Below are 23,940 nucleotides of genomic sequence, written 5' to 3'. Positions count from 1 at the left end.
GGAAACCCTCCATTTGCTATGTCATCTTTCAATCTGAACACATTTTATCATTAATACCAGCAATTTGCGACCTTATCCTTCATATATATCGTTTAGATGGCAAAAACGATCCATGCCACTTTTCCGCCAGCTGCTTTTGATAGGTAAACAGAATAATTTGATTCCCGTGAGCTAGCGATGCCAGAAGATCCATCATCACCTCGCGCCTCTCTTCATCAAAGTGGACGAACGCATCATCCACGATAAAAGGGGCCTGGATGGTTTCAGACATAGAATCTCCTAAGGCCAGCCTGAGCGCTACATACAATTGATCAGCGGTGCCTCTTGACAATTCACCGGTCTTATACACATGTCCCCATTGATCTTCAACGGTTAGCCCGCCAGCTTCAGGGTCGATAAATAAACGCCCATACTTCTCAAACGTAAGACGTCGAAAAAATTCCTCTGCCCTTTTGATGACAGCTGGTAAGTGATTCTCCTGATAACGCGTTTTGGTGGCCTTTAAAATTTGAGAGGCCATTTGATAAACCGCCCATTCTTTCGCCTGTTCCTGAAAAACTTCCCGCTGATTAGCCAGCTGGTGCATATATTTAGAATGCTCCTCTGAACTTTCGAGCAGCTCCAGACGATTTTTTCTGGCTGCGATGTCCTGTATTAGAGTATTTTGCTCCTCGGCAGCCGTTTGAAGTTCTCGGTCGGTTTCCTCAAGTTCCACTTCGAGCTCAGAAGGGTCTTTAGCTTCTTCCCAGATCTTGAATTGCTCCTGATCGTGTTTATTCAACACTCCTTCAATTTGAACGATTAATTGCTCCTTACGCTGCAATTGTTCTCTTTTTCGTGCAGCCGCGTGGGCTTTTTCATAAAAAGCATCAAGGTCCTGTGCACTAGCCTTTTCAAGCAAACCTGTCTTTTCAGTGGTAAACGGTGCGATTTGATGGTCGAGATCCTCGAGATCTTTTTCTAACCCTTCTATCTCTTCCTGAAGACGTTTGTTTTCTGACATGGACGCTTGCTGTCTCTGAATCCACTCTTCAAGCTGACGGTAATTCTCGGCCATGTTCGGATTTACACCATCACAGTTCATAGCTGTAAAGAAAGCTTTTATATCCTGCTCTAGACCTTGTTTCTTCTGCTGGACCGCTCTAAGCTCCTCCTTTAACTCCTTCACATCTTTCTGCTTTTCTTTCGTTTGTTTTAACAACTGAAAGAGTTGTTCCCAATGTGTGGGCTTCAATGATGATAAAAAAGGATACATGGTGGTCTGTTCTGTCATTTGTGTACTTAATCGTTTTTTCCGTTCAGATACGTGATGCTGTTTTTCATGGATCAGCAGCGACTCATGGTTTAACTGCTTCCAGCGCTCCTTGATATGAGCATACTCTCCCCTTGTCCGCTCATACCTTTCCATTACCTCTTTAGCATGCAAATAATCAGACTCACTTATGCGAGGCGTATGATGTTGGCCTATTGTGGCAAGCATCTGTTCAAAATTGCGGGCTGTTTGCCTGAAGTAAAGGCCTGCTGTTGCACAAATGCCGCTCATGATTAAACCTCCTAATAATAGAGGAAAACTCGAGGTCGCCCACGCTGCTGCCGTACCCACTGCCAGAGCAGCTATGGAGGCGATGAATGAACGACGGCTTGCTGCTTGCTTTTGCTGTAATGAGGATGCCCAGTCACCCCTTTCTTCTGACGTTGATGGTACATAGGAATGGACGATCTGCTGACAGGCGGCTACCTGCTCATCATCTGGCTGTTCACGCTCAAGACTCTCCATTTGATTTTCCAACCGCTGCTTTTGAGCGGCTAAGGAGCCCAGTTCTTTGTCAATCGCTGCAGCTTCCTCATTAATGCGATCGGCTTCATGTTTTATGCTTCGCCACGTTTCTTCTATATAAAAAGGAAAATCAAATTCACGAAAGTCTGGCTCCTCCATGCCTAGATTCAATTCATTGAGTTCTAACTGTATTCTTTGCTCCCATGTCTCGATACTGCTCTGCAGCCGCACAATATCCTGTTCAGTCTGATAAAAAAGAGATTTTGTTTCTGCTACTGCTATCGCCTCATTCAGAGTGGTTGAAGGAATTGTCTGGAAATCAGCCTGGCTCTGCTTTGCCTCTAAATGCTTTGCTTTAATGAATTGCTGTTCGCTCTCTAACGGCAGCAGCTTTTCTTGAAGTTGATGCATTCGCTCTGTTCCGTTTTCAGGAAAATAGCTGTGCGGATCTTGTTTCAGTTTCCGAGCAAGCTGATGGTACTCTTGGACCACAGGAAGTACTTTTTTAAGCTGTTGCAAACTTGATCGTTTTAAGCGAAGCTGATGCAGCTGTGCTTCTATTTCCTTACGTCCTATTGTCAACTCACGCTGCTCCTCTAACAGCTGCTCGTACTGACCCACTTCCCGCTCCGAAGCCAGCCGCTGTTTGTCAGCCTCATTCAGTGAATCAAGCTGCTGATTAAGGTTCGGCTTCTTGCCCTTTGGTTTAAAACGACTATCCAGTTCCTTTTCTAGGCGTTTATCGGTTTGATAGATTAAATCAGAGCCTGTCAGTCCAACACTAATCAGCACCTCACCTAATTCCTCCCCATTTAAGCCATGCAGTTCTGTCAGATCTTCCGCATCGAAACTGTAAATAGACTGATAGGCTGCCTGGGACATATGGGCAGTAATTTTTCTGAGAAAACGTTCGTCCCTCTCTTCACCGTTAGCAAGCCGGCAAACAGCCGCTCCCTGATTACGGTCATGAACACGTTCAACTGTCACTTCCCCGAATTCTTCCGATTGTAACGTGAGCTTCCCCCCGACGAGGCCACCCCTTTTAGGCTGATAATTCGCCCGCTTTTTCGGAGGCAAACCGAATAAAACAAACAATATAAATGTTCGAATGGTAGACTTTCCAGCTTCATTATCACCTGCAATCACCACAAGGTCGCCGGCCGGCAATGTCATGGAATAATCACGCCATTTTCCAAACCCATAAATATGTAGGTCTTGTATTCTCATTGTTTTGTCTCCTCCTCAGCCAGGAACTGTTCCACAACTAGCTGCTTGGCCCGAGATAATACCTCTTTCAGCTCCCCATCCGTAAGAAGCTCTAAATATTTCGAAGCAAGCCGATGCTCATATAACGGGGACAATTGACGAGATAACTCCTCTGTCGTCAGGGCGTCCGCATAACCTAAGTATTCCCCTGCAAAATGTTTTCCGGATTTAAGTTCTTCCATGTCAAAAGAAGGACGGTCAACGATCGTGACCTGGTCAATCCAAACCCATGACTTTCCCTCAAGGACTTCTGAATCATTAAGAAGCTCGGTCCACTCCCTTACGATCCCTTCCATCTCCCACTTTTGTAAAAGCCCGTTACTCCCCTTTAACACAATGTTTAACATAATCGGAGTATCGGCACGGGCGTCATGTTTAGCCCGCTCAAGCAGACCTTCCAATTCTTCCGGCTGCTCCACATCCATAGCAGAACAAGTTATTTCCTCAAATGTAAAGCTGTGAAGCGGAATGAATGTCTGTCTGGCTTCCTCTTTATTTAACTCTACCAACAAACACCCCTTCTCCCCGCTCTCTTTCCTAGAACGTCCTTGAATGTTCCCCGGATACACAATAGGTGGTTGTTCAGCCAGCTGCTGGCGTTTATGAATATGTCCAAGCGCCCAATAATCCATGTGCCGCTGACGCAATTCATCAAGTTTAAATGGAGCATATACGTCATGTTCACTATTTGTTTCAAGACTCCCATGCAGCATGGCAATATGATAAGGAGAAGTGCCCTGTCTGATAAACTCCCCCGCTTTTCTATCTTCTACCGATCGGTTCCCATAACTAAAGCCATAAACCGTTGCCACATGCTCCCCCTGTTTATAAAAAGGCAGAGCTTGAACCGTTTCCTGCTCAAAACTATGGACATTATCCGGGAACGTGATCGGATAGCGCATTCCTTGCGTATAATCATGGTTGCCATAGCTAAGAAACACAGCGATATGATGCTGTGCTAATCGTTTAAACCCGTCGCGAAGCCGCACTTGCGCTTTTAAACTCCTCGTTTCTTCATCAAATAGATCACCCACAAGCAATACAAAATCAACTTTGTGTTGAATCGCCTGCTGGATTAGCCGGTCAAACGCTTCGAATGTGGCCTCACGCATTTGCTCCCTCAACAATTCGGGAAGCTGGTTCCTTCCCTTGAAAGGGCTGTCCAAATGTAAATCAGCACTATGTATAAATCGAACTGTACTCATGTTTATCCTCCACCGTTATGTTTTTCTTTATTTTATCAGAAGAAATAAACGAATGCACGTTCGTATCGATAGATCGTTGCCGTCTGGGGTCCGCCGGTGACACATACTTCGCTTTCCGCATGCGTCTTCGTGTGTATCACCGGCTCTCAGCATCTGCTTAAGCCTATATCTTTGTAAAAAACAACAAACCGTTATCAAGCACCCAAAAGGAAGTACCATCAACTCCTCCTTATTGTTTAAGGGAACATATTCTTACGCAGGCGAATTCTAATCTTCTGGATTAATAATCGCTAACACCTGATGGTCTTCCCATTGACCATTTATCTTAACATTTTTCCTGGCGATCCCTTCTTTATGAAAACCAGCTTTTCTGCCACCCGAAGTGATCCAATATTATGTGGCATTACCCCTGCTTCAATTCGGTGCAATCGAGTTTCTCAAACCCATGTTTCACCAGCAGCCGAACCGCTTCTGTTTATACAACCTATTTATCCTTTTCAAAATGGATCAAATCTGCTGAATCATTTAACGAACATTTACAGAATTCCTCTCAATCGTTTGACTAGCTATTCTTTTAGCAGAATAAAAGCTTACGAGGCATAAAATTACCGTCGTACCTAACATCAGAAATGAACCCGCAATCACAACGACTTGGATAGTAATCAATTGAGCAGCAACACCGAATGCTGCCGTCACACCAATAATGCAGACGGCTTCCAATATACCGTATATGCTTCCCACCCTGCCCATAACATCGACTGGAATATTTTCTTGATAGAAGGTGTGGAAACCTGTATAAGCAAAGGCCAGCGAAAATGAAAGGATGAAGAACCCTAAGGCCGCCATGTTAAAGTTACTGGAGAATGCATAAATGATATACCCTCCTGACACAAACAGTGATCCCATTCCAATCATGACTTGAATGCTCAACTTCCTGGCCATTAGGGCGTTTACTATTGCCCCGGATGCAATGCCGGCACCAGCTATACTTACCAGAAACCCGTATTTTGTATCAGACAAAGATAATACCTCCGTTGCGAACGCTGCTTCTAATGAATCTAATGCCGCAGCCATCACCATCATAAGCCCAAATAAAAAATAAACTGCCATAACATAGGAATAGTTACGACTAAACTTATAAACAATCTTCCAATCCTTTTTTAGAAGATCAATTGAAGGCAGTTTCCCGCTTAATTGTCCTTTCGGTGATTTTTTCAGCTCAGGCAGCCAGAATATGATGAATCCTGATCCTAAAAAAGTCACGGCGTTAACGTAGATCGCCATCCAGGGAGATCCAATCATGAATAATAAACCCGCTATCGCCGGACCGATTAGAAATCCTCCAGAATCTACTAGACTTCGCAGTGAATTAAACCGCCTCCTGCTTCCAGGCGATACTAATTTTGTTATGTAGGCCATAGAAGTGGGCTCGCACACCGAACCTGCCATGTTTATCAATAATACGAGAACATACATGACCCAGATAGATGAGAATATGGGTAGTAAAGCTATTAAAATCGCTCGCAAAATATCCAATCCTACCATGAGATTTCGTTGGTTTAAGCGGTCAATCATACTCCCCGACCAAAAGTTTGTACATAATACAGCTAATGGTTTCAGAATATAAAGCATAGCCACAGCAAGCGGAGACCCTGTCATATCTAAAATAATCAGATTTAATGCAATCAAATAGATCCAATCCCCTACATTAGATAACCCAACTCCAAACAATAGAAGGAACGGGTATTTCCACGACACCCATTTTTCTTTAAGATTCATTGTAATCCTCCTGATAAGTTATGACGTCATTCTGGGAAAGGCTTAGCAAAAACTGTATGGCTGTCCCATAAAAAAATCTCCCCCCCAAGACCGTAGTCTCAGGGACGAGATTGATATCGTGGTGCCACCCTAGTTCATTAATATGTCGCCATATTAAACTCATCAGGTACGACAAACCGGACTGTCTGCTTATACCCTGGCTCTATATCGGGAGCTCCCGCCACACTATCCCCATTTGGTTCCAATGTGAAGCTCAGAGGCTTGGTTCAGTAAACCCATTCTTACTCCTTTTCACCAACTGGAGCTCTCTTTGAAAGAATTCAGTTTACCTACTCTTCTCTTCATCGCGTTTCATATTTCTTATAGTATCCATGAACACACAATAAATGTAAATATGTTTTTAATTAATTTCGAAAAAAGAAATACTTGAATCAATATCATAATTTAAACCCCTTGTGCCCCAAGAGAGTTCAAAACGTAAAAAAGGAAGTACCTCCTAAAAGTCTAGTCAAGTATGATGAAATAATTTTTATTAGGTTAAGGGCAGGATTGCGGAATACTCCAGGTTCACAGTACTTTTATCAGAGAGCTGAAAATTTCCCTGTGACGTAGATAAGAATCTATTTTGAACCTTTTCGGAAAAGAGCCTTATATTCTACCAGTCTTTGGTGTATTAAAAAGAGCAATTACGAAATTGATTCACTTACTGTTTTAAAAATATAGAACAAAAATAGCGCCAGCTAGAACGATCCGATAAATGGCAAAGGGTACGAGCTGGACCCGGTTGATCAGTTTCAAAAAGAAGCGAATCGCAATCAGCGCGAAAATAAAAGCACTAATGAAACCGACTGCAAAGAACGGAATGGCTTCAAGTGTGAAGTACTGCCAATTTTTGATGAGTGATAAACCACTTGCCCCGAGCATAACGGGTACCGCCATAATAAACGTGAAATCAGCTGAGGCTCTGTGACTCATACCGAGAATGACACCGCCGGACATCGTTGAGCCTGACCGGGAAAACCCTGGCCATAACCCCATACATTGAAAAAGCCCCATACCTAAAGCCTGTTTATACGTAATTTGATCTACCGTCGTTGTCTTAACGTTTCTTTTCTTCTGAAAAACGTCGGCGAAAATCATCAAAATGGCGCCGAGAAATAAACCAATAATTACTGTTTTTACAGAGAATAAGTACGTATCAATATAATCTTCAAAGGCAAATCCGAGAAGTCCGGCTGGAATAATTCCAACAATCACCTGAGATAATTTTAACTTATTCCCAGACTGTTCTGATTGTTTTCCCAAATGAAGCATTTGAATAAATCGATCTTTAAATATGACCACAACAGCTAAAATGGAACCCAATTGGATGACCACCTTGAAAGTATTGGCGACAGATTCACCTAACAAATCTGTTGAATGCAGCCATAACTCATCAACTATAATCATGTGGCCTGTTGATGACACGGGAGCAAACTCCGTCATTCCTTCCACAAACCCTAGTATTAATGAAACAAAAAATTCCCATAGACTCATATTCTGTTACGCTCCTCTTCCGATTCCCCTTACAGGCGATGTTCTAATTAAAAAATTATAATTTGCTATATAAAATGGTATCGAGCAGCTTATAGACGAAAAATAAAGCGGCAAAACCAAACCCATACGCAAATAATGTCGCTTCTAAGACAATAAGTGTCAGAGAAGATGTGATCACGGCATTTGTTACATACAACAAACTTAAGCACAATACACCCGCGATTCCTGTGTATCCCCACAAGTAGTAATGAGCATGCAAGTTAAAGATTTGCGTGTCTTTTGATAAAGAAGAAAACTCCTTGATTTTAAAATGGTCAATGGCTAACTTGACAGCTTCTTCTTCATCCTTTCCCTGACTCACCAAATCTTTAGTATAATCCTCCAAATAGGCTTGCAGCTCCAGCTTTTCTTCGCGGTCTATTGCCAAATTGTCCACAAAAGCAGGAATGTCGTTATTTTTTCTGTACACCATGTTAACGCGAACATGCCCAATGTAATTCATGGCGCCCCAAATGCCCCCAACCAGTAAGGCTATTCCATAACCAGAGACAGCCAGGAGCGGGACATAGGAAGGATCCTCATAAAGATCTGCATATAGTGTTGCCATAAAAATTAGAATCGAGGTAACGAGCACCCACTGATAGTTTATATCGCGAAAACTGAGAACCTTTCTAGAAAGATGGTTCATGGGACCTCCCTCCTCAAATGAAGTGCTTGACCATTTCGGCCATTTGGACCCAATCGCGAATATATTGCTGCAGTTGTTGTCTTCCCGTGTCCGTAATCGCATAATACTTCCTTCTCCCTCCTTGACTTTCCTTTCCCCAATAGGAACAAATAGCACCGTTTTTCTCCAGACGTTTCAACGATAAATAGAGGGTGGCTTCCTGCATTTCAAAAGCTCCTTCCGTCTTTTCCTTGATCGCCTTAGAGATTTCATATCCATAGCCATCTTTATCTTCCAGTAAGGAAAGAATGAGAAGGTCAATGGTTCCCTTAAGCATTTCTTTGTTCAATGTCATGACCTCCAGCCAATTACTTAACTTTATTAAGTACTAAATAAGAATATATAGCAGATTACTTAATAATGCAAGGGTAGTATTAAAAAATTTTTCGTGTGCTAGTTTTGACATAAAAAAAGCGGGCCTCCTCACAAGGAAGCCCGCTTCTTTGAACATAAAAAGTCTGCTAGTGAATAGAGTAGGCTATAAGCCTGCGGTTGCAATAACATACGAAGTAATTTCTTTTATGTTTGAATTTTTCCCTGCACTGGTAAATTGGAAGACGTTGCAGAACGATAAGCGTCTTTTATTATCAATTAGTAAATTCCCGTCCACTGCACCAGTTTTGCCGTGGGTAATAATGTTTTTGATTTCGATTTCTGTCACGTGGCCGTTGTCCGTTTGCCCCAGCGCTTTCTCTACCTGGTCTCTGCCCTCGATCAGTTTATGACCGATGATATTCCATACTATTTGATCGTCCACACTTTCCATAAGCAGACCCGCATCGTTGGTAGCAAATGCTATATGAAGTTCCTTTAGCAGCTGTTTCTTTGGGGAGTTTCCGCAATCCTCAGCACATTTTACTTTTATGCTATTATGATTCATAATGCCTCACTCCTTAAAATTTGTGTTTTCATAATTCTTTCAAGCATAAAATTAGTGTTTTAAAAATGATCCATTCCATGTATAATTGGAATATTACCTATAGAGGGGAGTGTGTGTATGAAAAGAATTCTTTCCTTTCTGCTCCTGTTATTCATACTCAACTATTCCTTCTTATTTTTGCAGGATAATGTGCAGTACTTCGTTCAAGGTGACGTGCAGGAGAGCATTACATTGGAAAGCACATTCCCGTCAGTTGATAATACTGGGAATGACCTTTCGATTAGTGTCATCATGCTGTTTACTCTTGCAATCATACTTATCACGAACTTTTTAAATAGACTGGTACCATTCATTAGAAGACTTTTTTTCCTTAATCCAGTATTTTACCAATCGAACTTTGTGATTCATCTCCTTTGAAATAGAAACGAGTTATTTCAAAGGAGGATACGACCAATGATATGGTTCAGACTTATTATGATCGCGATGTTCTCATTAACGGCTATTTCTCTGTTTACGTACCAAGGTACAGAGATTTTTCATGCCTTTGTCGATTATTTTAATAGAGATCGAGGATAATCTCCTCTCCTTCATGATGGAGATGTATTCTTGTTAGTGTGATTCCTGATCCTTACCGCGCGGATGATATATACGCGGTAAGGATCAGGAATTTTTTGTATTATCAAGATCATGAATCCGATTTCAGAAGGATCGTCCCTTAAAAAAGGAATACTGCTGCTTCAATACTATCTTCAGCTAAAAAATTAACTTCCAGCCTTCCACTCACTTGGTTGAAGCAGCTTTTACAATGAGGAAATGCGGGCTAGTCATGAGGTAGTGATAAGCACTTTCTTTCACTTGCTTCATCTTTTCTTGCGGCTGGGGTTCAATCAGCTTGTCAAGATTGAAAAATTGAGTGGTTTCATTGAGGATGTTTTGCATTGGCCTTCTGTAAAAACTGACATCAATTGTAATAGTGGGCTTGTTCCAGGTTTCTGACAGACATTGAGTTTTAAAGTAATCTTCACTATGGTGGCTTGTATAGTCCATGAAAGGGTGATGAACCGAAAATATAAACGTTCCACCAGCTGTTAAAACACGATTGAATTCTTGAAAGGTAAAACTCCAATTTTGTAAATAGTGAAGCGTAAGTGAGCTTATAATCACATCAAAGGAATCGTCCTCAAAAGGCAAAGGGTCCTGAAGGTCATGGCACAGAAATGTTGCCTGTTCACCTGCACGCTTTCTCGCTGCCTTCACCATTTCCAGACTCACGTCTATCCCAGTAACTTCCGCTCCCTGTTGCAGCAATTGAGAGGAGTACCATCCAGCCGAACAACCTGCATCAAGCACTTTTTTTCCTTTTAATTGCGGGGGCAAAGCAGCTATCATAGCTGGACGCTCATACAAGGCGTTGTAAGGACTTGCTTCATCAATATCGTTTTGATAGGTATGGGCTAACTTGTTATACGTCTCTTCCGTAGAATTGCTCATGTAATCCCCTCCTCAGTTCTTGAAAATAATAGGTTCCTTTTTTCGTGAAAAAATCCATATTCTTCCACAGCTATGCTCACCCAATCCCATTCTAAAGTAGCTCCATAGGGTTTCATTTGGAAAATTTGGACTGAAAGTATGGCAGAACGAGAATCCGGCGGAATCTATCTATTTGAAACCTATAAAATAATGGTTTAGTGGGGGGGGAATCATCCTCCGCTGAAGGATGGTTTTCCCATTTTATGCACTATATCCTACTTCAAAGAATCAGCTTTATCCCCCGCATTCTCTTCTTTTTGCAAAAGAGAAGTACGTTGATTTACCTCCTCCAGCAGCCACCCTTTATCCTTACGCTTAATTTGTCCCCAAACGATATTAAAAGGTTGAACCAATCATGAAGTCCCTCCATATAACTATGGAAGGTTAAGTTGCCACGAAACCCCATAGCGGTCACTTATCCAACCAAACCTTTTACTGAAACCATAATTGTCTATAGGCATTAGGGCTTCTCCGTCTTCATTGAGTTTCTTATAAAGATTCTCAAGTTCTTCTTCCGTACTACACGTCACAAAGATTGAGAACGAAGGAGTAAATGTGAACTGATGTTTCACATTACTGTCAATGCACATAAATTCTTGCCCTTTTATAGTAAAAGTAGCTTGCATTACGGTTCCTTCATCACCAGATTCATCCTCTCCATATCGAGTGATACTTGTGATTTGGGAATCCTCGATGAGGGATGTGTAATAATTCATGGCTTCTTCAGCCTTTCCATCTTGAAACATTAAAAATGGCGTTATTTTTTCCATTAAGATTCTCCTTTCTATACTTCTTCTTTATGAAATTTGGTTTACAAATTGAATTAAGAAATAGATACTGCAACAAAAACGGCCTTAGCCTTGTTAGAAAGATAGCTTGTCCTTTCTTTCTGTAGTTTTATAATATAGAGTTGTTGGCTGATTCATTTCCATTGTTGCTTTATATAAACTAATGTTCCCTACAGTTTGTTCGGAAGCATCAGAAAGAACTTTAAAATTCTCATCTAATGAAATGGACCAAACGGCTTCATTATTCTTCTTTAAGACAATAGCAAGCGTACCGAACTGAACGATATTATCCCAATCAAAAGATTCCGTTTCACCATTTTCAGTAACAGAAATCCCATCTGTATTGCTTATCACTTCGATGTTATGACCTTGCCATATCCCGTGTATTTCCGCCCCCACATAATAATAAGATCTACCACTACCACGATCGCCATAAGTTCCAATGAATTGCTGAACCGTATTATCAGCTGTTTTATACGTAAAGGCTGCAATATCATTTGCTAACCATTCCACTTTATATTCTCCACCTATTTCATTTGGTAAAATTTCTTTTGGGCGAGCTAAAATACCATAATACGATCTATAGTAAATCGCCTCCCCACTCTCTATATTTTCTTTAATCGAAAAAACATGTTCGAAGTCAGGTGATACGCTTGTTATATTTTTAATGACTTGGTTACTGTCAACAAGCAGAATGACATGAACTATAACAAATATGCCCACAACACCGGCTACTATTAATAGTAGTCTTTTCATTAGTCTAAGTAAAAGTAATATGGCAAGAAATAAACAAATCACACATAAAATATTGATGATGTAAAATAGTCGATTATCAATATACTCTACTTGAAATCTTTCATGTGCGAATAAATATCCTGCTTGTAAACAGAATAACCCAACTGCAAAAATAAATAGAGTCCATCCACTTATTTTAATCAGTTTATCCCTGTTCTGTTTTTTCATTCGGCTGTACCTCCATCGAAAAATCCCACGTTAAACCATTATCTTTAGAAATAAATTTTCCTTTCACTTTTCCACCTGCATAATCACCATTAGGACCTTGATTAACTAAAACAGATAAATGATTGTTTTCTTTTACCGGAAACTCGGCCTGAACAAAAACTTTATCATACCTCTCAGGAATATGGATGACTGCTTTACTCCAAGTTTTTCCTCCATCTTGCGTAACATAAAGATTTGGTTTCTGGGGATTAATCGTTCCATAGGACATAAATCCTGTATTTTCATCTACAAAACCACCATCCGCAATTAACCTCGTTGTTGGTGGAGATGCTGTCTCTTCCCAAGTCTCCCCACCATCATGAGTCAAAAAGACAGTGGAAAGTTCTTGTGACATAGTTCGATCACCAGAAAGAACAACATATCCAAACCGATCATTTAAGAAACCTACTTTTCTAAAGCGGATACCTGGTAATGCTTCTGTAACCACACTTTCTTTCCACGTTTTTCCATGATCGAGAGAGTATTTTAAAAATATCCTGTCCTGCTTGTATAAGAATGCTGCACGGTCTTCCGTTAGTATGTAACTCCCATTTATCAATTCTTGTTCGTTCCCATTGTACTCCCCATTAAATAATAAATCTTTTTCAACCGGGACCTTAACCCAATTATTTCCATTGTCATAAGTGATGTTTAACTCGTTGTTTTGCAAGGTATAGCTAATCATATTATTGTGTACTGGTTCTAATGTCTTAGGTTGAAGCTTTTCTACTTGATATGCTGATTTTGATTTCTCTAGCATATTAGTTTTTTGATTCAATTGCAGCAGTGAATTCTGGTTTTGATTTTGGTAAAAGAAAGTACCAGTGATTAAGCCAACCATCATAATAGTAGCTAGTACTAGGATTAATTTCTTCATCTTTCTCTCCATTTCTGTTACTTTTCCTATATTAAAAATGCCAGCAATTATCTGTAACTCCAATCATTTGCACAACAGATTACTCGAGAAATTGCCCTATACTAAAAGAAGCGATAATTCATATATTCTCCCTGAAGATTACCTTTGTTCGACACTTCAACTTCTAAATTTTTGATCATAAACATTTCAAATACTGCAGTTTATGACTGTATGCCATTTCAGAATCCTTTTCTTGAGCATTATTCTCTCTTTATCAATTATCAATTGATCTAAATAATAAATAGAAACCTCCACCTTTTAAAAAGATGGAGGCTTCCATTACATTAACCTTCTTTCTTCGACAACTGCATTGCCTTCTTAATATCCTTAAATGACGATGACTTCCCATAAAGCAGCACACCACCACTATAAACGCGGGCACCAAACCAGGCGAGCAAAGCGATAGATCCGACCAGCACTCCGACCGAAAGAATGACTTCCCATACTGGAATATCCAGCATTCCTACGCGCAAGAACATGATTAATGGCGAGAAAAATGGGATATACGAGGTAACGGTTATAAAAGTAGAATCGGGTGCATTCAAGCCAAATATAGAAATGAAAAAAGCGGCTAAAATGAGATACACCATTGGTGAAATCATCTGCTGAGCATCTTCTAACCGGCTGACAAGCGAGCCGAGTGTTGCCGCTAAGGTAGCATAAAGCATATAGCCTAAAATAAAGAATAGTATGGCGAATGCGATGATTGAGCCCTGGATATCAGATAAACCAAAGCCTTCCATGATTGAGCCTTCGCCACCTTGCTGGATGCCCAGGTAGCCTACTAGCAGAATTAATGAAAACTGCAGAATTCCGACGAGAGCAATTCCAATAATTTTGGCGAACATTTGCGATACAGGCGAAACGCTCGAAATCAATATTTCCATAACCCGGCTTGATTTTTCAGTGGCCACTTCAGTTGCAATCATACTTCCATACATAATAACAGACATATAAAGCAGGAACAGCATCACGTACACCAGCCCGCGTGTTTGGGCCAGTTCTTCCTCTGATTTTGCACTTTCCTCTAAAGCTATGGTATTAAACGTTACCGGTGAGGAGATTTGCTGTAATGTGGCCTGGTCTACTCCTGCTTCTTCAGTAGCAATCCCTACTTTAATTTGCTGGAGAGCTTGTTTGATGGGCTCACTGTTCTCAGTAGAAGCAATTTGCTCTGCAAAATAAGTGGCTTCTGGAAGGCCGTTTTCTCCTGTTGTAATTTTTACAACTGATTCATACGTGCCTTCTTTCACCGCTTGTTTCGCTTTTTCTAAGGATTGATCAACTCGTTCTAATGTAAGCGAATCATTTACGGCGATCGTATCAACAAGCGTGCTGGCCCATTCTTCATTGTCACTAATTAAGGCAATTTTGTCCCCTTCTTCCCCATCACTAAAGGCTTCAATGATCGTTTGAATATTAGACAGGGCAGTAATTAATATAAGAGAAACAAGCGTTGTAATCAGAAAAGATTTCGTTTTAACCCGGTTCATAAATGTATGACCGACCATAATGAAGAATTTATTCATAAGAGGCACCTACTTTCTCGATAAAAATATCATTTAGAGACGGCTCCTCAAGTATGAATGACCTGACAAACCCCTTTCCATTTAATTCAGTGAAAATCTTTTGCGAAATGTCTTCACTCTCAACCTGTAAATCGCAGCCCTCACCAAAAGCTTTATATTTGGTGACTCCTGATATTCGTTTTAAGAATTCCGTGTCAAAATCAGCTTTAACGCGAACATTTTTCTTGCCGAAAGAACGTTTAATGTCCTTCAGGCGGCCATGGACGACTGGCGTACCATGGTGAAGAATACACAGGTTCTCACACAATTCCTCTACATGCTCCATGCGGTGGGATGAAAATACAATCGACATCCCGGACTCCTTTAAGTCAACAACCGCTTCTTTCAGCATTTCCACATTCACAGGATCGAGTCCTGAGAACGGTTCATCCAAGATCAACAGCTTGGGTTTATGTAAAACAGCTGATATGAATTGAATTTTTTGCTGATTCCCTTTAGAGAGCTCCTCTACTTTCTTCGATTTATAATCTGGTACTTTAAAACGTTCCAGCCAATAATCGAGTTCGTTTAGCGAGTCAGATTTCTTCATCCCACGAAGTTTCGCTAAATAAACAAGCTGATCACGCACCTTCATTTTCGGATAGAGTCCTCGCTCCTCAGGTAAGTAGCCAATCAAATGGCTTTGGTCATAACCGATCTCTCCGTTATTCCAGGAAATCGACCCTTCTGTCTCTTGTAATAGCCCGAGAATCATTCGAAAGGTTGTCGTTTTACCTGCCCCGTTAGCTCCAAGAAACCCAAAGATTTGTTTTTCTGGAATTTCAAGTGATAACTGATTTACTGCTGTATGTGAGCCAAATTTCTTTGTTACATGATCTAATCTTAACGTCACGATCATTCTCCTCTCTTCCCATTTAACATACGAGTTACCCTTAAAGTAGTTTCACAAATTCATGAACTTTTTTCGAAAACGCAAAATCAGGCAGGAAAATCGACCGTTCATGACAAATTAATAGTAGTGAAGACTTGTTCATGGAGGGTCAATAATGAAGAAATACTTTTTAACTGTATTCGAAAAAGACGGAACTAATGTATTAGATGAATCATTTGAAGCTGAAAATGATTCAGAGGCCAAGAAAATCGGGGGGGACAAACTCGAGGAACATGGATTTAGTGAATATACCCACCGTTGTGTAGCCCCTGAAGGACATCTGGTTTTATTCCATAGGTAACCATTTCAAAAAGTCGCGCCCTCACGCGACTTTTTCATTTCCCCTTAAAATGAGGTTTGCGCTTCTCTAGAAACGCCTTAACTCCTTCTTTATGGTCATCTGATTGCCGCAGCTCCCACTGGGCTTTTCTTTCCTTTGCCAAATACTGCAATAGATGATCTTGACGATATTGATGATAAATACTCTTCGTCGTCACCATCGACTTTAATGGGCTCTGACTCCACCTTAACGCCAAATCGGCCGCTTCCTGATGAATTTCTCCATTGACAACGACATCAACGATGTTAAAATCATACGCTTCCTTTGCCCGCAGACTTCGACCCTCCCAAGCAAAATGTTTTGCACGATGCGTCCCGAGACGCTGTTCTAGGAAGAAATGCCCTCCACCGTCAGGAACTAGGCCGATTCCGATGAAATTCATCGAGATGTTCGCATCAGCATCAGCTATCAAGTAGTCCGCAGCCAGTGCTAAACTTAGTCCGAGCCCGACCACCGGGCCATGTACGGCTGCAATGACAATTTTAGGCATATTAAAGATCGTTGTCACAATGGTCTCAATATCGTTCATCACTTGCTCGTAAACGTCAGGTTCATGAATTTCTTTCATCATCGTAATATCACCGCCTGCACAAAAGCCGTCTCCGGTGCCAGAAAAAACAACAATTTGTGCCTCATGCTCCTTCACTACCTGAACCGCTTCGGCAAGTTCCTGGAGCATTTCAACGTTTAAAGCATTATATTTCTCCCCGCGGTTGAAGCGTAAATGGATGAAACTATCCTCTTGCTCTATGTGAATAAAGCGCATGATATCCTCCTTAGCTTTTTGCTTAACTATAAAATTCGTCTCTATCTTAAAAATTCCTGCAAAAATTGCCAAATAAACACAAAAACTTTCATAGGAGCAAGCGCCCTGGTAGACAAAAGGAGGAATTCGGCCAAGAGCGGCATTCAAGAAAGTCGGTTAGGACCGGAGATATCGGAAGTTCAGCTAGGTTTGTAGCCAATGAAGTTCGGTTAAAAGCGGGAATAGCGGAAGTTCTACTAAGTTCGGCACGTCCTGTACCAACGCCGAACGCCCCTACTTCGTGTAGGGTCTGTGCCAACACCGAACTACCCTACGTCGTGTGGGGCAAAAAAATAAAAGCCGCCCCTCAGGACGACTTTTAATACAAAAAATTACTGTTGTGGTTCTTCAGGATTGCCGTATAGCTCTTCAAGCGGCTTTGTAATAATCTGGCTCACGTCGTTGATTACCGTGTTCAAACGCTGTTCCTGTTCCATCAGCGTTGAAATTTGCGGGTGCTGCTGTACTAGCTCAACAACCTGGCGTGCTTGTTCCACTTCTTCTTCACTAATTTCTTCACCTTGCATTTGCTTTTGCTGCAAAGTGATTTGAGTTTGGCGGAAGTCTTCGAACATTTTTTTAGCAGACTCTTCGCTCATTACCGCCTCATAAGCTTCTTTAAGTCCTTGAAATTCTTCACTATTACGAATCGCTTTTTCAAGATCGTAAGCATTGTCATAAATATTAGCCATAAATTCACGTACCTCCTAGATATTGAGTGATTAACTCCTTCCCCACTATAACAAACTCGTCTAATCATGTATAGGACGAGCTTGTTATCCCAGCAGAACAGCTATAATTCCCTGGACTACTCCAATCAGGCCACCAAGCAACGCTCCTAAGTAAGTAATCATCTTAAATTCCCGCTTGGAAATACCGAGAACGATTTCTTCTAAGCGTTCAACCGGAAAGGAGGAAACCTGCTCTTCGACAACCCCGGAAAGATTCATCGAATTCATCATTCGCTCCATTCGTGAAGCCAGCAGCTCTGTAACCTTAGGGGTTACTGCTGGAATCACGTCCAAAATGATTTTAGATTGGACCGGTTTCACCCAGTCCGATAAAGAACGATTGAGCCATTGCTCCATTGGCAGCCAGCGGCTAACTAACTGACCAATTGCTCCGGCAATGGTTGTTTTTCCAATCTTATCTTCCAGTTCTTTCACAGGTCGATTTAATGCTTTACTTAACTCAGCTTGAATCATGGATTGCAGCCAATCCGTGGCCTCTCTGGCTGAGACATATTTAAGGAGTACAGGATGGATGCGATCGATAAGCCGCTCTGACCCCATAAAAGAAGAGATCATATTTCCGAGAAACCCCTGACTGTCCAAGTAATCATCAATAAGATCAGCGATTCGCTCTTTTCCTTCATAACTATCAAGGTACATTCTCACACGTTCCTGAATGTAAACAGCAAATTCGTCAGCACTTTTCTCGAGCTTATCTTTCCATTCCTCAGGCAGCATTTCGGCCGCTTTTCGCTCTCTTACACCCACCATCATCGAATCATACCGTTCTTCCACCCATGTGGAAATCGAATCTTCCAAACGTTCCTGATCCAGTTGGAGATCAAGTGAAGATAAAATCTCCTGAATCGATTCATCATTGTTCAGCAGCTTCTCTACTTCTTCCTGAACAAAAGTCGTTAACTGATTTTCAAAAGCCTGGCCTTCAATCTTTCTTCGTAGTCCGTCAGCCGTTAGAAGGTGATTGACGACCATCGCTCCAAGCTGACGTGACAGTTCATCGCGCCGCTTTGGTATCAGACCCGGTGTGAAAGGAACTTGGAAATTTCCGATTTTTATCGGTTTATATGGTCGAAAAAGCATTTTAATGGCAAGGTGATTCGTCACCCCTCCAATTGCAGCTCCTATCAGCATCATTCCTGCTATTAAAATAACTACATTCATTAGCATTACCCTCATTTCAGTCATAGAACTGATCCAATTATATATGACTTAAACAAGCGATGCCAATATAAATAAAAGCGGAGTCTTTTTAATATTTTCTATGCTAGAAGTAAGGCAGCTGTCTGGTTACGTCCAATTATTGCCTTAGTGAGGATAAACCAATTTGGACAACATAAAAACGGGGTGATTACATGCGTGAAAAGAAAAGTTACGATCCGGAAGGAAAAAAACACTTGGAACTTGACGTTGATCGTATGATTAATGAAGGAATGGCTGGTGGAAAGCCTACTCGGCCTGTTTATGGCAGGGAGCAGATTGGGGAAACTCATCCGATTCCAGAGGAGGACCACTCAGAGTCATAGAGCGGACTGGATAAGCGCTGAAAGCCTGCAATTCAGGCACAGCGCTTATCCTTTATCGACTTTTGACAATCATTTTAACGGCTTCTTCTATATATTCTTGGGAAGTGTCGTCTTCTCCCTGAGCCTGTTTTATGCTTGTTTCTAAATTTCTTGCTACAATATAACCGATAGCACGGTCCATAGCTGACCGGGCAGCTGCCAGCTGAGTGACAACCTCTTTACATTCCTTATCTTCTTCCATCATTCTTAATACACCACGAACTTGACCTTCAATTCGTTTTAACCGATTTTTAGACTCTGGTCCATATTGACTTCTCTCCTCGACTTGATCCATATCCTTCCCCTCCTTCAGTTGCATCCTATATTCTAAAAAATTCCTTTGTTTGCTGAAATAATTGTTTGTATTACTATAATAGTAGAGATTTCTTCAAAAAGGAAGGACGCTATGACTAAAATCGAGCAACTTAAACAGATCTACCCCTCGCTTATCACTGTAGATGAGCAGGATATAGAACCATCCAATAAGTACCAAATTTTTCATACGGACGAAGATCAGGTAATTGCCATTCTTAAGACAGAGCTTAATCAAAGAGAGGTTCAACTTCTCCATCTGGTTTTAACTCCCATACCTCAACAGGATGATCAGAAAACAGACCGCGAGCAGGCCTGGTCCAGCTATATCCTAGGTCATTCCGATAAATTTACGGCTGAACCACTGCCGAAGAAGTTTAGATTTGTATTTTTTTCATTATCTGATCCAAACCTTGATCGGCAAACCTTTCGGGAAGCTCTGCAATCCTTGTTTCCGCGAGTGATGCCGCTGCTTTGGGAGAACCATCAGCAAGGTGTGATCATCGAAGAAATCATGGAAAACAATCAGGAGACGATCACGTTCCAGCCACTGATTGACGTATTAATGAGTGACTTTTATACAAAAATTCACTTTTACGTCAGTGAATTTAGTGAATTCCCAACTGAGGCTCCCCCATTTTTTCAATGGGCGGAGAAATGTTTTCATACCTCTATGCGAAACGGTAACGGTCCTGTGGCGACTTTTCAGGATGTGATCCCATCGCTATACATTGAAGCCATGCCCGAAGCTGAACGAACCATGATTTCTGATGCCTTATTTGCCAGTGTTCGCGACGACCGAGAATTACTTCAAACGATTCAAATTTTTCTCGAATCTGGGTCGAATGCTACGTTGGCAGCCAAGCGGCTTTATATGCACAGAAACAGTTTACAATATCGCGTCGATAAATTCATTGAAAAAACCGGTGTCGATATTAAACAGTTCCAAGGAGCTGTTGTTACGTATCTTTCCTTACTTGAGACAGACAAATAAACAACATGCACAAATTATGAAAGCATTCTTTGTGCATGTTGTCCATTTACCCTTCCTATTCACTGCGATAGACTTAAATTAATCAAAGAAAGCGATTTCAAAAAACCAGGGAGGCTCCTTACATGGCAGAGTTAAAGTTAAATAATATTGAAAAAGTGTATGACAAAAAGGTAAAAGCCGTTGATGACTTCAACCTACATATTAGTGACAAAGAATTCATCGTCTTTGTAGGTCCATCAGGCTGTGGTAAATCAACCACCTTAAGAATGATTGCCGGACTCGAAGAAATAACTGACGGCGATTTCATTATTGACGAGAAGCGTATGAATGATGTTGCACCTAAAGACCGCGACATTGCGATGGTATTCCAAAACTATGCGCTCTATCCACATATGAATGTTTATGACAATATGGCGTTCGGCCTTAAATTACGTAAAATGGATAAAAAAGAAATTGAGCAGCGCGTCAACAACGCAGCCAATATTCTGGGACTTGAAGCTTTATTAGACCGTAAGCCGAAAGCTCTATCTGGTGGACAGCGTCAACGTGTGGCGCTTGGACGGGCTATTGTACGTGATGCCAAAGTGTTCCTGATGGATGAACCATTATCCAACCTTGATGCCAAATTACGTGTTCAAATGAGAGCCGAAATTCAAAAACTTCACCAGCGTCTGCAGACGACAACGATCTATGTAACCCACGATCAGACAGAGGCCATGACGATGGCAACTCGCCTTGTCGTTATGAAAGACGGGATCATTCAACAGGTCGGAGCACCTAAAGATGTATATGATAAACCGGAAAATGTTTTTGTCGGTGGTTTCATCGGCTCTCCTGCCATGAACTTCTTTGCCGGCACACTTCGTGAAGATCATATTGAAATAGGCGATGTGAACATTGCTGTCCCAGAAGGAAAGTTGAAGCCACTGCGTGAACAGAATTATATTGGTAAAGAAGTCATCCTCGGTGTACGTCCAGAGGATATGCACGATGAACCATTATTTATCGATGCCAATCCGGATAAGAAAATAAAAGCCTACATTGAAGTAGCTGAGTTAATGGGCTCTGAATCTTATCTATATTCTAAACTCGATGATCAAGAGTTCATCGCAAGAGTTGATTCCCGCTCTGATATCAACGGTGGAGATGACATCGAACTTGCGATTGATATGAACAAAGTCCACTTTTTCGATAAAGAAACCGAACAGCGAATTCACTAATCCATATCACTATAAAACCCGCAGCTGCCCGATCAGCTACGGGTTTTATTTTTCTAACGAAAAGCCCAAAATGCGCCTGCTCAGGTTGTGGCTCTTTTTTACAAAAATAAAGAGGAGAAAGGGCGCACCCTTTCTCCTCCCTCAAATTATTTAATTATTTTTGTCCGCCGAACTGTTGTTCAGCCATTGACACAAGACGCTTAGTGATCTCTCCACCTACAGAACCGTTGGCACGGGAAGTAGTGTCAGCACCAAGTTGTACTCCGAATTCTTGTGCAATCTCAGTTTTCATTTGGTCTAGAGCTTGTTGTACGCCAGGTACTACTAACTCGTTAGAACTGTTGTTAGCCATGTTGTCTCACCTCCTGTCCTGTGTAATAGTAGTATGATCGGGTACTCCCATTTTTATCACAGAAATTTCATTCCAATAAACGGTAATTTTTCAGGAGGGTAAGCGCACGTGGCTAGAACGTTACATGATTACTTTGCGTTGGGTTTTGTCATAGCTTTCGGATCAACATATTCCTCGAACTGCTCTTCCGTAAGTAAGCCAAGTTCCACAGCTGTTTCTTTTAATGTTTGATCTTTTTCAAACGCTGTTTTTGCAATTTTAGCTGCATTTTCATAGCCAATATGCGGATTCAATGCCGTTACGAGCATTAATGAATCACGCAGATACTTCTCAATTTGCTCGTGATTTGGTTCTAACCCTGCGACACAGCGGTCATTGAAAGAAACCATGCTGTCAGCAAGTAATTGCGCGGACTGCAGGAAGTTATAAGCAATAACTGGTTTAAATACATTCAACTCAAAATTACCCTGACTGGCCGCGAATCCAATCGTTGCGTCATTTCCCATCACCTGGGCAGCAACCATTGTGATCGCTTCACTTTGGGTTGGATTAACTTTACCTGGCATGATCGAACTGCCCGGTTCATTAGCCGGAATCGTAATTTCGCCGATTCCACAACGCGGCCCACTGGCCAGCCATCTGACATCATTCGCGATTTTCATAACGTCAGCTGCCAAGGCTTTAATGGCACCATGTGCATGAACCAGTTCATCATGTGAGGTTAACGCATGAAACTTATTCGGTGCAGAGATAAAATGTTTCTGTGTTTCGTCATTAATTTTTGCGACGACTTGCTCAGCAAAATCAACATGGGCATTTAACCCAGTACCGACAGCTGTCCCGCCAATCGCAAGCTCTCTTACATAGTTTGCACTATCCATGAGCATTTTTTCCGTTTTTTCAAGCATTCGGTGCCAGCCACTTATTTCCTGTCCCAGAGTAAGCGGTGTCGCATCCTGTAAGTGGGTACGTCCAATTTTCACAATGTCATGAAACGCTTCCATCTTTTCTTCTAATGTATCTTTTAATTGAGCTAAACCTGGAAGTAATACATCCTCCAGCTTCCTGACTGACGCGATATGCAAAGCTGTGGGATATGTATCATTAGAGCTTTGAGACTTGTTAACATCATCATTCGGATGCAGACGTGTATCTTTTCCTACTTCTTCTAACCACTTGTTTCCAACATGTGCAATCACTTCATTGACATTCATATTAGACTGCGTCCCACTGCCTGTCTGCCAGACAACAAGTGGAAAATGCTCTTCTAATGTGCCTTCAAGAATTTGATCGGCAGCATATCCAATAGCGTCAGCTTTATCTTTTTCAAGCAAACCAAGTTCATTATTGGCTCGAGCTGCACTCTTCTTTAGAATGGCAAAGCCTTCAATAATTTCTTTCGGCATTTTCTCGTTGCCAATCGGGAAATTCTCTTTACTTCTTTGCGTTTGAGCTGCCCAATACTTGTCACTCGGAACTTTTATTTCACCTAGTGTATCTTTTTCAATTCGATAGTTCATGATGATCCTCCTTTATATCTTGTGTTAACATCCCTTTTAATTGTATCAATTTTCTTATAAACATTCATTAAACAGGCCGAGTAATTTTGTTGAAAAATAACAAAGGAAACTTATCTGATTATTTACATTTTTCTGATCTTATTATAAAATAAAAATTACCAACGAAAAGAAGTCTTATCTCTCACGAGAGAGGGGCTGTTTTGAGCTTGGTCTTTTC

The 23,940-nt window shown here is 41.3% G+C and carries 27 protein-coding genes, 1 pseudogene and 1 other annotated feature; of the genes and pseudogenes, 7 read left to right on the top strand and 21 right to left on the bottom strand.

Annotated elements, in window-relative coordinates; translation table 11 throughout:
• Positions 1-79: 79 nt before the first annotated feature.
• From P9989_RS06825 to P9989_RS06790, 8 genes and pseudogenes are all read right to left on the bottom strand, one after another.
• Entirely contained in the window at positions 80-3,004 is a 2,925-nt protein-coding gene (locus P9989_RS06825) for an ATP-binding protein (RefSeq protein WP_283078027.1), read from the bottom strand.
• Positions 3,001-4,248, bottom strand: coding sequence for a metallophosphoesterase family protein (locus P9989_RS06820; RefSeq protein WP_283078026.1), 1,248 nt, complete (start codon positions 4,246-4,248; stop codon positions 3,001-3,003). The genes P9989_RS06825 and P9989_RS06820 overlap by 4 nt, the downstream gene beginning before the upstream one ends.
• A 267-nt stretch (positions 4,249-4,515) precedes the next feature.
• Positions 4,516-4,723, bottom strand: a pseudogene (locus P9989_RS06815) (GNAT family N-acetyltransferase); the annotation flags it as partial.
• A 50-nt stretch (positions 4,724-4,773) separates the two neighbouring features.
• Entirely contained in the window at positions 4,774-6,027 is a 1,254-nt protein-coding gene (locus P9989_RS06810) for an MFS transporter (RefSeq protein WP_283078025.1), read from the bottom strand.
• A 97-nt stretch (positions 6,028-6,124) separates the two neighbouring features.
• Positions 6,125-6,381, bottom strand: a binding site (T-box leader).
• Positions 6,382-6,738: 357 nt separating this feature from the next.
• Positions 6,739-7,563 (bottom strand): undecaprenyl-diphosphate phosphatase, encoded by an 825-nt coding sequence (locus P9989_RS06805; RefSeq protein WP_283078024.1) that lies wholly within the window; start codon positions 7,561-7,563, stop codon positions 6,739-6,741.
• A gap of 55 nt (positions 7,564-7,618) precedes the next feature.
• Positions 7,619-8,251, bottom strand: a complete 633-nt coding sequence (locus tag P9989_RS06800; protein ID WP_283078023.1) for a hypothetical protein — start codon at positions 8,249-8,251, stop codon at positions 7,619-7,621.
• Between the two features lie 13 nt (positions 8,252-8,264).
• On the bottom strand, positions 8,265-8,585 hold the full coding sequence (locus P9989_RS06795) for a PadR family transcriptional regulator (RefSeq protein WP_283078022.1): 321 nt from the start codon (positions 8,583-8,585) through the stop codon (positions 8,265-8,267).
• 183 nt (positions 8,586-8,768) lie between these two features.
• Positions 8,769-9,170 (bottom strand): nuclear transport factor 2 family protein, encoded by a 402-nt coding sequence (locus P9989_RS06790; protein WP_283078021.1) that lies wholly within the window; start codon positions 9,168-9,170, stop codon positions 8,769-8,771.
• A gap of 117 nt (positions 9,171-9,287) precedes the next feature.
• Between P9989_RS06790 and P9989_RS06785 the strand changes: the two genes are divergently transcribed.
• Positions 9,288-9,587 carry a hypothetical protein gene (locus P9989_RS06785; RefSeq protein WP_283078020.1) on the top strand — a complete coding sequence of 100 codons (300 nt, stop codon included), beginning with the start codon at positions 9,288-9,290 and terminating at the stop codon, positions 9,585-9,587.
• 36 nt (positions 9,588-9,623) lie between these two features.
• On the top strand, positions 9,624-9,746 hold the full coding sequence (locus P9989_RS06780) for a hypothetical protein (protein ID WP_283079022.1): 123 nt from the start codon (positions 9,624-9,626) through the stop codon (positions 9,744-9,746).
• A 204-nt stretch (positions 9,747-9,950) separates the two neighbouring features.
• Here P9989_RS06780 and P9989_RS06775 read toward each other — a convergent pair whose 3' ends face one another.
• The gene (locus P9989_RS06775; protein ID WP_283078019.1) at positions 9,951-10,661 is read right to left on the bottom strand and encodes a class I SAM-dependent methyltransferase; all 711 of its coding nucleotides are present in this window, start codon (positions 10,659-10,661) and stop codon (positions 9,951-9,953) included.
• Between the two features lie 138 nt (positions 10,662-10,799).
• Here P9989_RS06775 and P9989_RS21650 point away from each other — a divergent pair, with 138 nt between their 5' ends.
• A complete protein-coding gene (locus P9989_RS21650) occupies positions 10,800-10,859 on the top strand; it encodes a hypothetical protein (RefSeq protein ID WP_428841953.1) in 60 nt (19 codons plus the stop codon).
• Positions 10,860-10,915: 56 nt separating this feature from the next.
• Here P9989_RS21650 and P9989_RS06770 read toward each other — a convergent pair whose 3' ends face one another.
• The 6 genes from P9989_RS06770 to P9989_RS06745 form a co-directional block, all read right to left on the bottom strand.
• Complete coding sequence (locus tag P9989_RS06770; protein ID WP_283078018.1) at positions 10,916-11,053, bottom strand: hypothetical protein; 138 nt, start codon at positions 11,051-11,053, stop codon at positions 10,916-10,918.
• Between the two features lie 21 nt (positions 11,054-11,074).
• Positions 11,075-11,470, bottom strand: coding sequence for a VOC family protein (locus P9989_RS06765; RefSeq protein ID WP_283078017.1), 396 nt, complete (start codon positions 11,468-11,470; stop codon positions 11,075-11,077).
• 93 nt (positions 11,471-11,563) lie between these two features.
• Positions 11,564-12,451, bottom strand: a complete 888-nt coding sequence (locus P9989_RS06760; protein WP_283078016.1) for a hypothetical protein — start codon at positions 12,449-12,451, stop codon at positions 11,564-11,566.
• Positions 12,429-13,367, bottom strand: a complete 939-nt coding sequence (locus P9989_RS06755; RefSeq protein WP_283078015.1) for a WD40/YVTN/BNR-like repeat-containing protein — start codon at positions 13,365-13,367, stop codon at positions 12,429-12,431. The genes P9989_RS06760 and P9989_RS06755 overlap by 23 nt, the downstream gene beginning before the upstream one ends.
• 323 nt (positions 13,368-13,690) lie before the next feature.
• Positions 13,691-14,935 carry an ABC transporter permease gene (locus tag P9989_RS06750; protein WP_283078014.1) on the bottom strand — a complete coding sequence of 415 codons (1,245 nt, stop codon included), beginning with the start codon at positions 14,933-14,935 and terminating at the stop codon, positions 13,691-13,693.
• A complete protein-coding gene (locus tag P9989_RS06745; RefSeq protein WP_283078013.1) occupies positions 14,928-15,827 on the bottom strand; it encodes an ABC transporter ATP-binding protein in 900 nt (299 codons plus the stop codon). Before P9989_RS06745 ends, P9989_RS06750 begins: the two co-directional genes overlap by 8 nt.
• 154 nt (positions 15,828-15,981) lie before the next feature.
• Between P9989_RS06745 and P9989_RS06740 the strand changes: the two genes are divergently transcribed.
• Entirely contained in the window at positions 15,982-16,167 is a 186-nt protein-coding gene (locus tag P9989_RS06740) for a YhzD family protein (protein WP_283078012.1), read from the top strand.
• A gap of 34 nt (positions 16,168-16,201) precedes the next feature.
• Here P9989_RS06740 and P9989_RS06735 read toward each other — a convergent pair whose 3' ends face one another.
• From P9989_RS06735 to P9989_RS06725, 3 genes are all read right to left on the bottom strand, one after another.
• A complete protein-coding gene (locus tag P9989_RS06735) occupies positions 16,202-16,972 on the bottom strand; it encodes an enoyl-CoA hydratase (RefSeq protein ID WP_283078011.1) in 771 nt (256 codons plus the stop codon).
• A gap of 371 nt (positions 16,973-17,343) precedes the next feature.
• Positions 17,344-17,703, bottom strand: a complete 360-nt coding sequence (locus P9989_RS06730) for a YlbF/YmcA family competence regulator (RefSeq protein ID WP_283078010.1) — start codon at positions 17,701-17,703, stop codon at positions 17,344-17,346.
• Positions 17,704-17,787: 84 nt separating this feature from the next.
• Complete coding sequence (locus tag P9989_RS06725) at positions 17,788-18,924, bottom strand: DUF445 domain-containing protein (RefSeq protein ID WP_283078009.1); 1,137 nt, start codon at positions 18,922-18,924, stop codon at positions 17,788-17,790.
• Positions 18,925-19,115: 191 nt separating this feature from the next.
• On the opposite strand from P9989_RS06725, the gene P9989_RS06720 reads away from it, so the two are divergent.
• Positions 19,116-19,286, top strand: a complete 171-nt coding sequence (locus tag P9989_RS06720) for a hypothetical protein (RefSeq protein ID WP_283078008.1) — start codon at positions 19,116-19,118, stop codon at positions 19,284-19,286.
• A gap of 52 nt (positions 19,287-19,338) precedes the next feature.
• Here P9989_RS06720 and P9989_RS06715 read toward each other — a convergent pair whose 3' ends face one another.
• A complete protein-coding gene (locus P9989_RS06715; protein WP_283078007.1) occupies positions 19,339-19,620 on the bottom strand; it encodes a metal-sensitive transcriptional regulator in 282 nt (93 codons plus the stop codon).
• 111 nt (positions 19,621-19,731) lie between these two features.
• Between P9989_RS06715 and P9989_RS06710 the strand changes: the two genes are divergently transcribed.
• Both P9989_RS06710 and P9989_RS06705 read left to right on the top strand, forming a co-directional pair.
• Positions 19,732-20,631, top strand: coding sequence for a PucR family transcriptional regulator (locus tag P9989_RS06710; protein WP_283078006.1), 900 nt, complete (start codon positions 19,732-19,734; stop codon positions 20,629-20,631).
• Between the two features lie 122 nt (positions 20,632-20,753).
• A complete protein-coding gene (locus P9989_RS06705; protein ID WP_283078005.1) occupies positions 20,754-21,851 on the top strand; it encodes an ABC transporter ATP-binding protein in 1,098 nt (365 codons plus the stop codon).
• Between the two features lie 154 nt (positions 21,852-22,005).
• Here the strand turns inward: P9989_RS06705 and P9989_RS06700 are convergent, their stop codons facing one another.
• Positions 22,006-22,203, bottom strand: coding sequence for an alpha/beta-type small acid-soluble spore protein (locus tag P9989_RS06700; RefSeq protein WP_283078004.1), 198 nt, complete (start codon positions 22,201-22,203; stop codon positions 22,006-22,008).
• Between the two features lie 128 nt (positions 22,204-22,331).
• Entirely contained in the window at positions 22,332-23,723 is a 1,392-nt protein-coding gene (fumC, locus tag P9989_RS06695; protein WP_283078003.1) for a class II fumarate hydratase, read from the bottom strand.
• Positions 23,724-23,940: the final 217 nt, after the last annotated feature.

Source organism: Halobacillus naozhouensis (genome assembly GCF_029714185.1).
GTDB lineage: Bacteria > Bacillota > Bacilli > Bacillales > Halobacillaceae > Halobacillus_A > Halobacillus_A naozhouensis.
The sequence above is the reverse complement of the archived record's forward strand: the minus strand, read 5'-3'. Positions and strand labels throughout refer to the sequence as shown.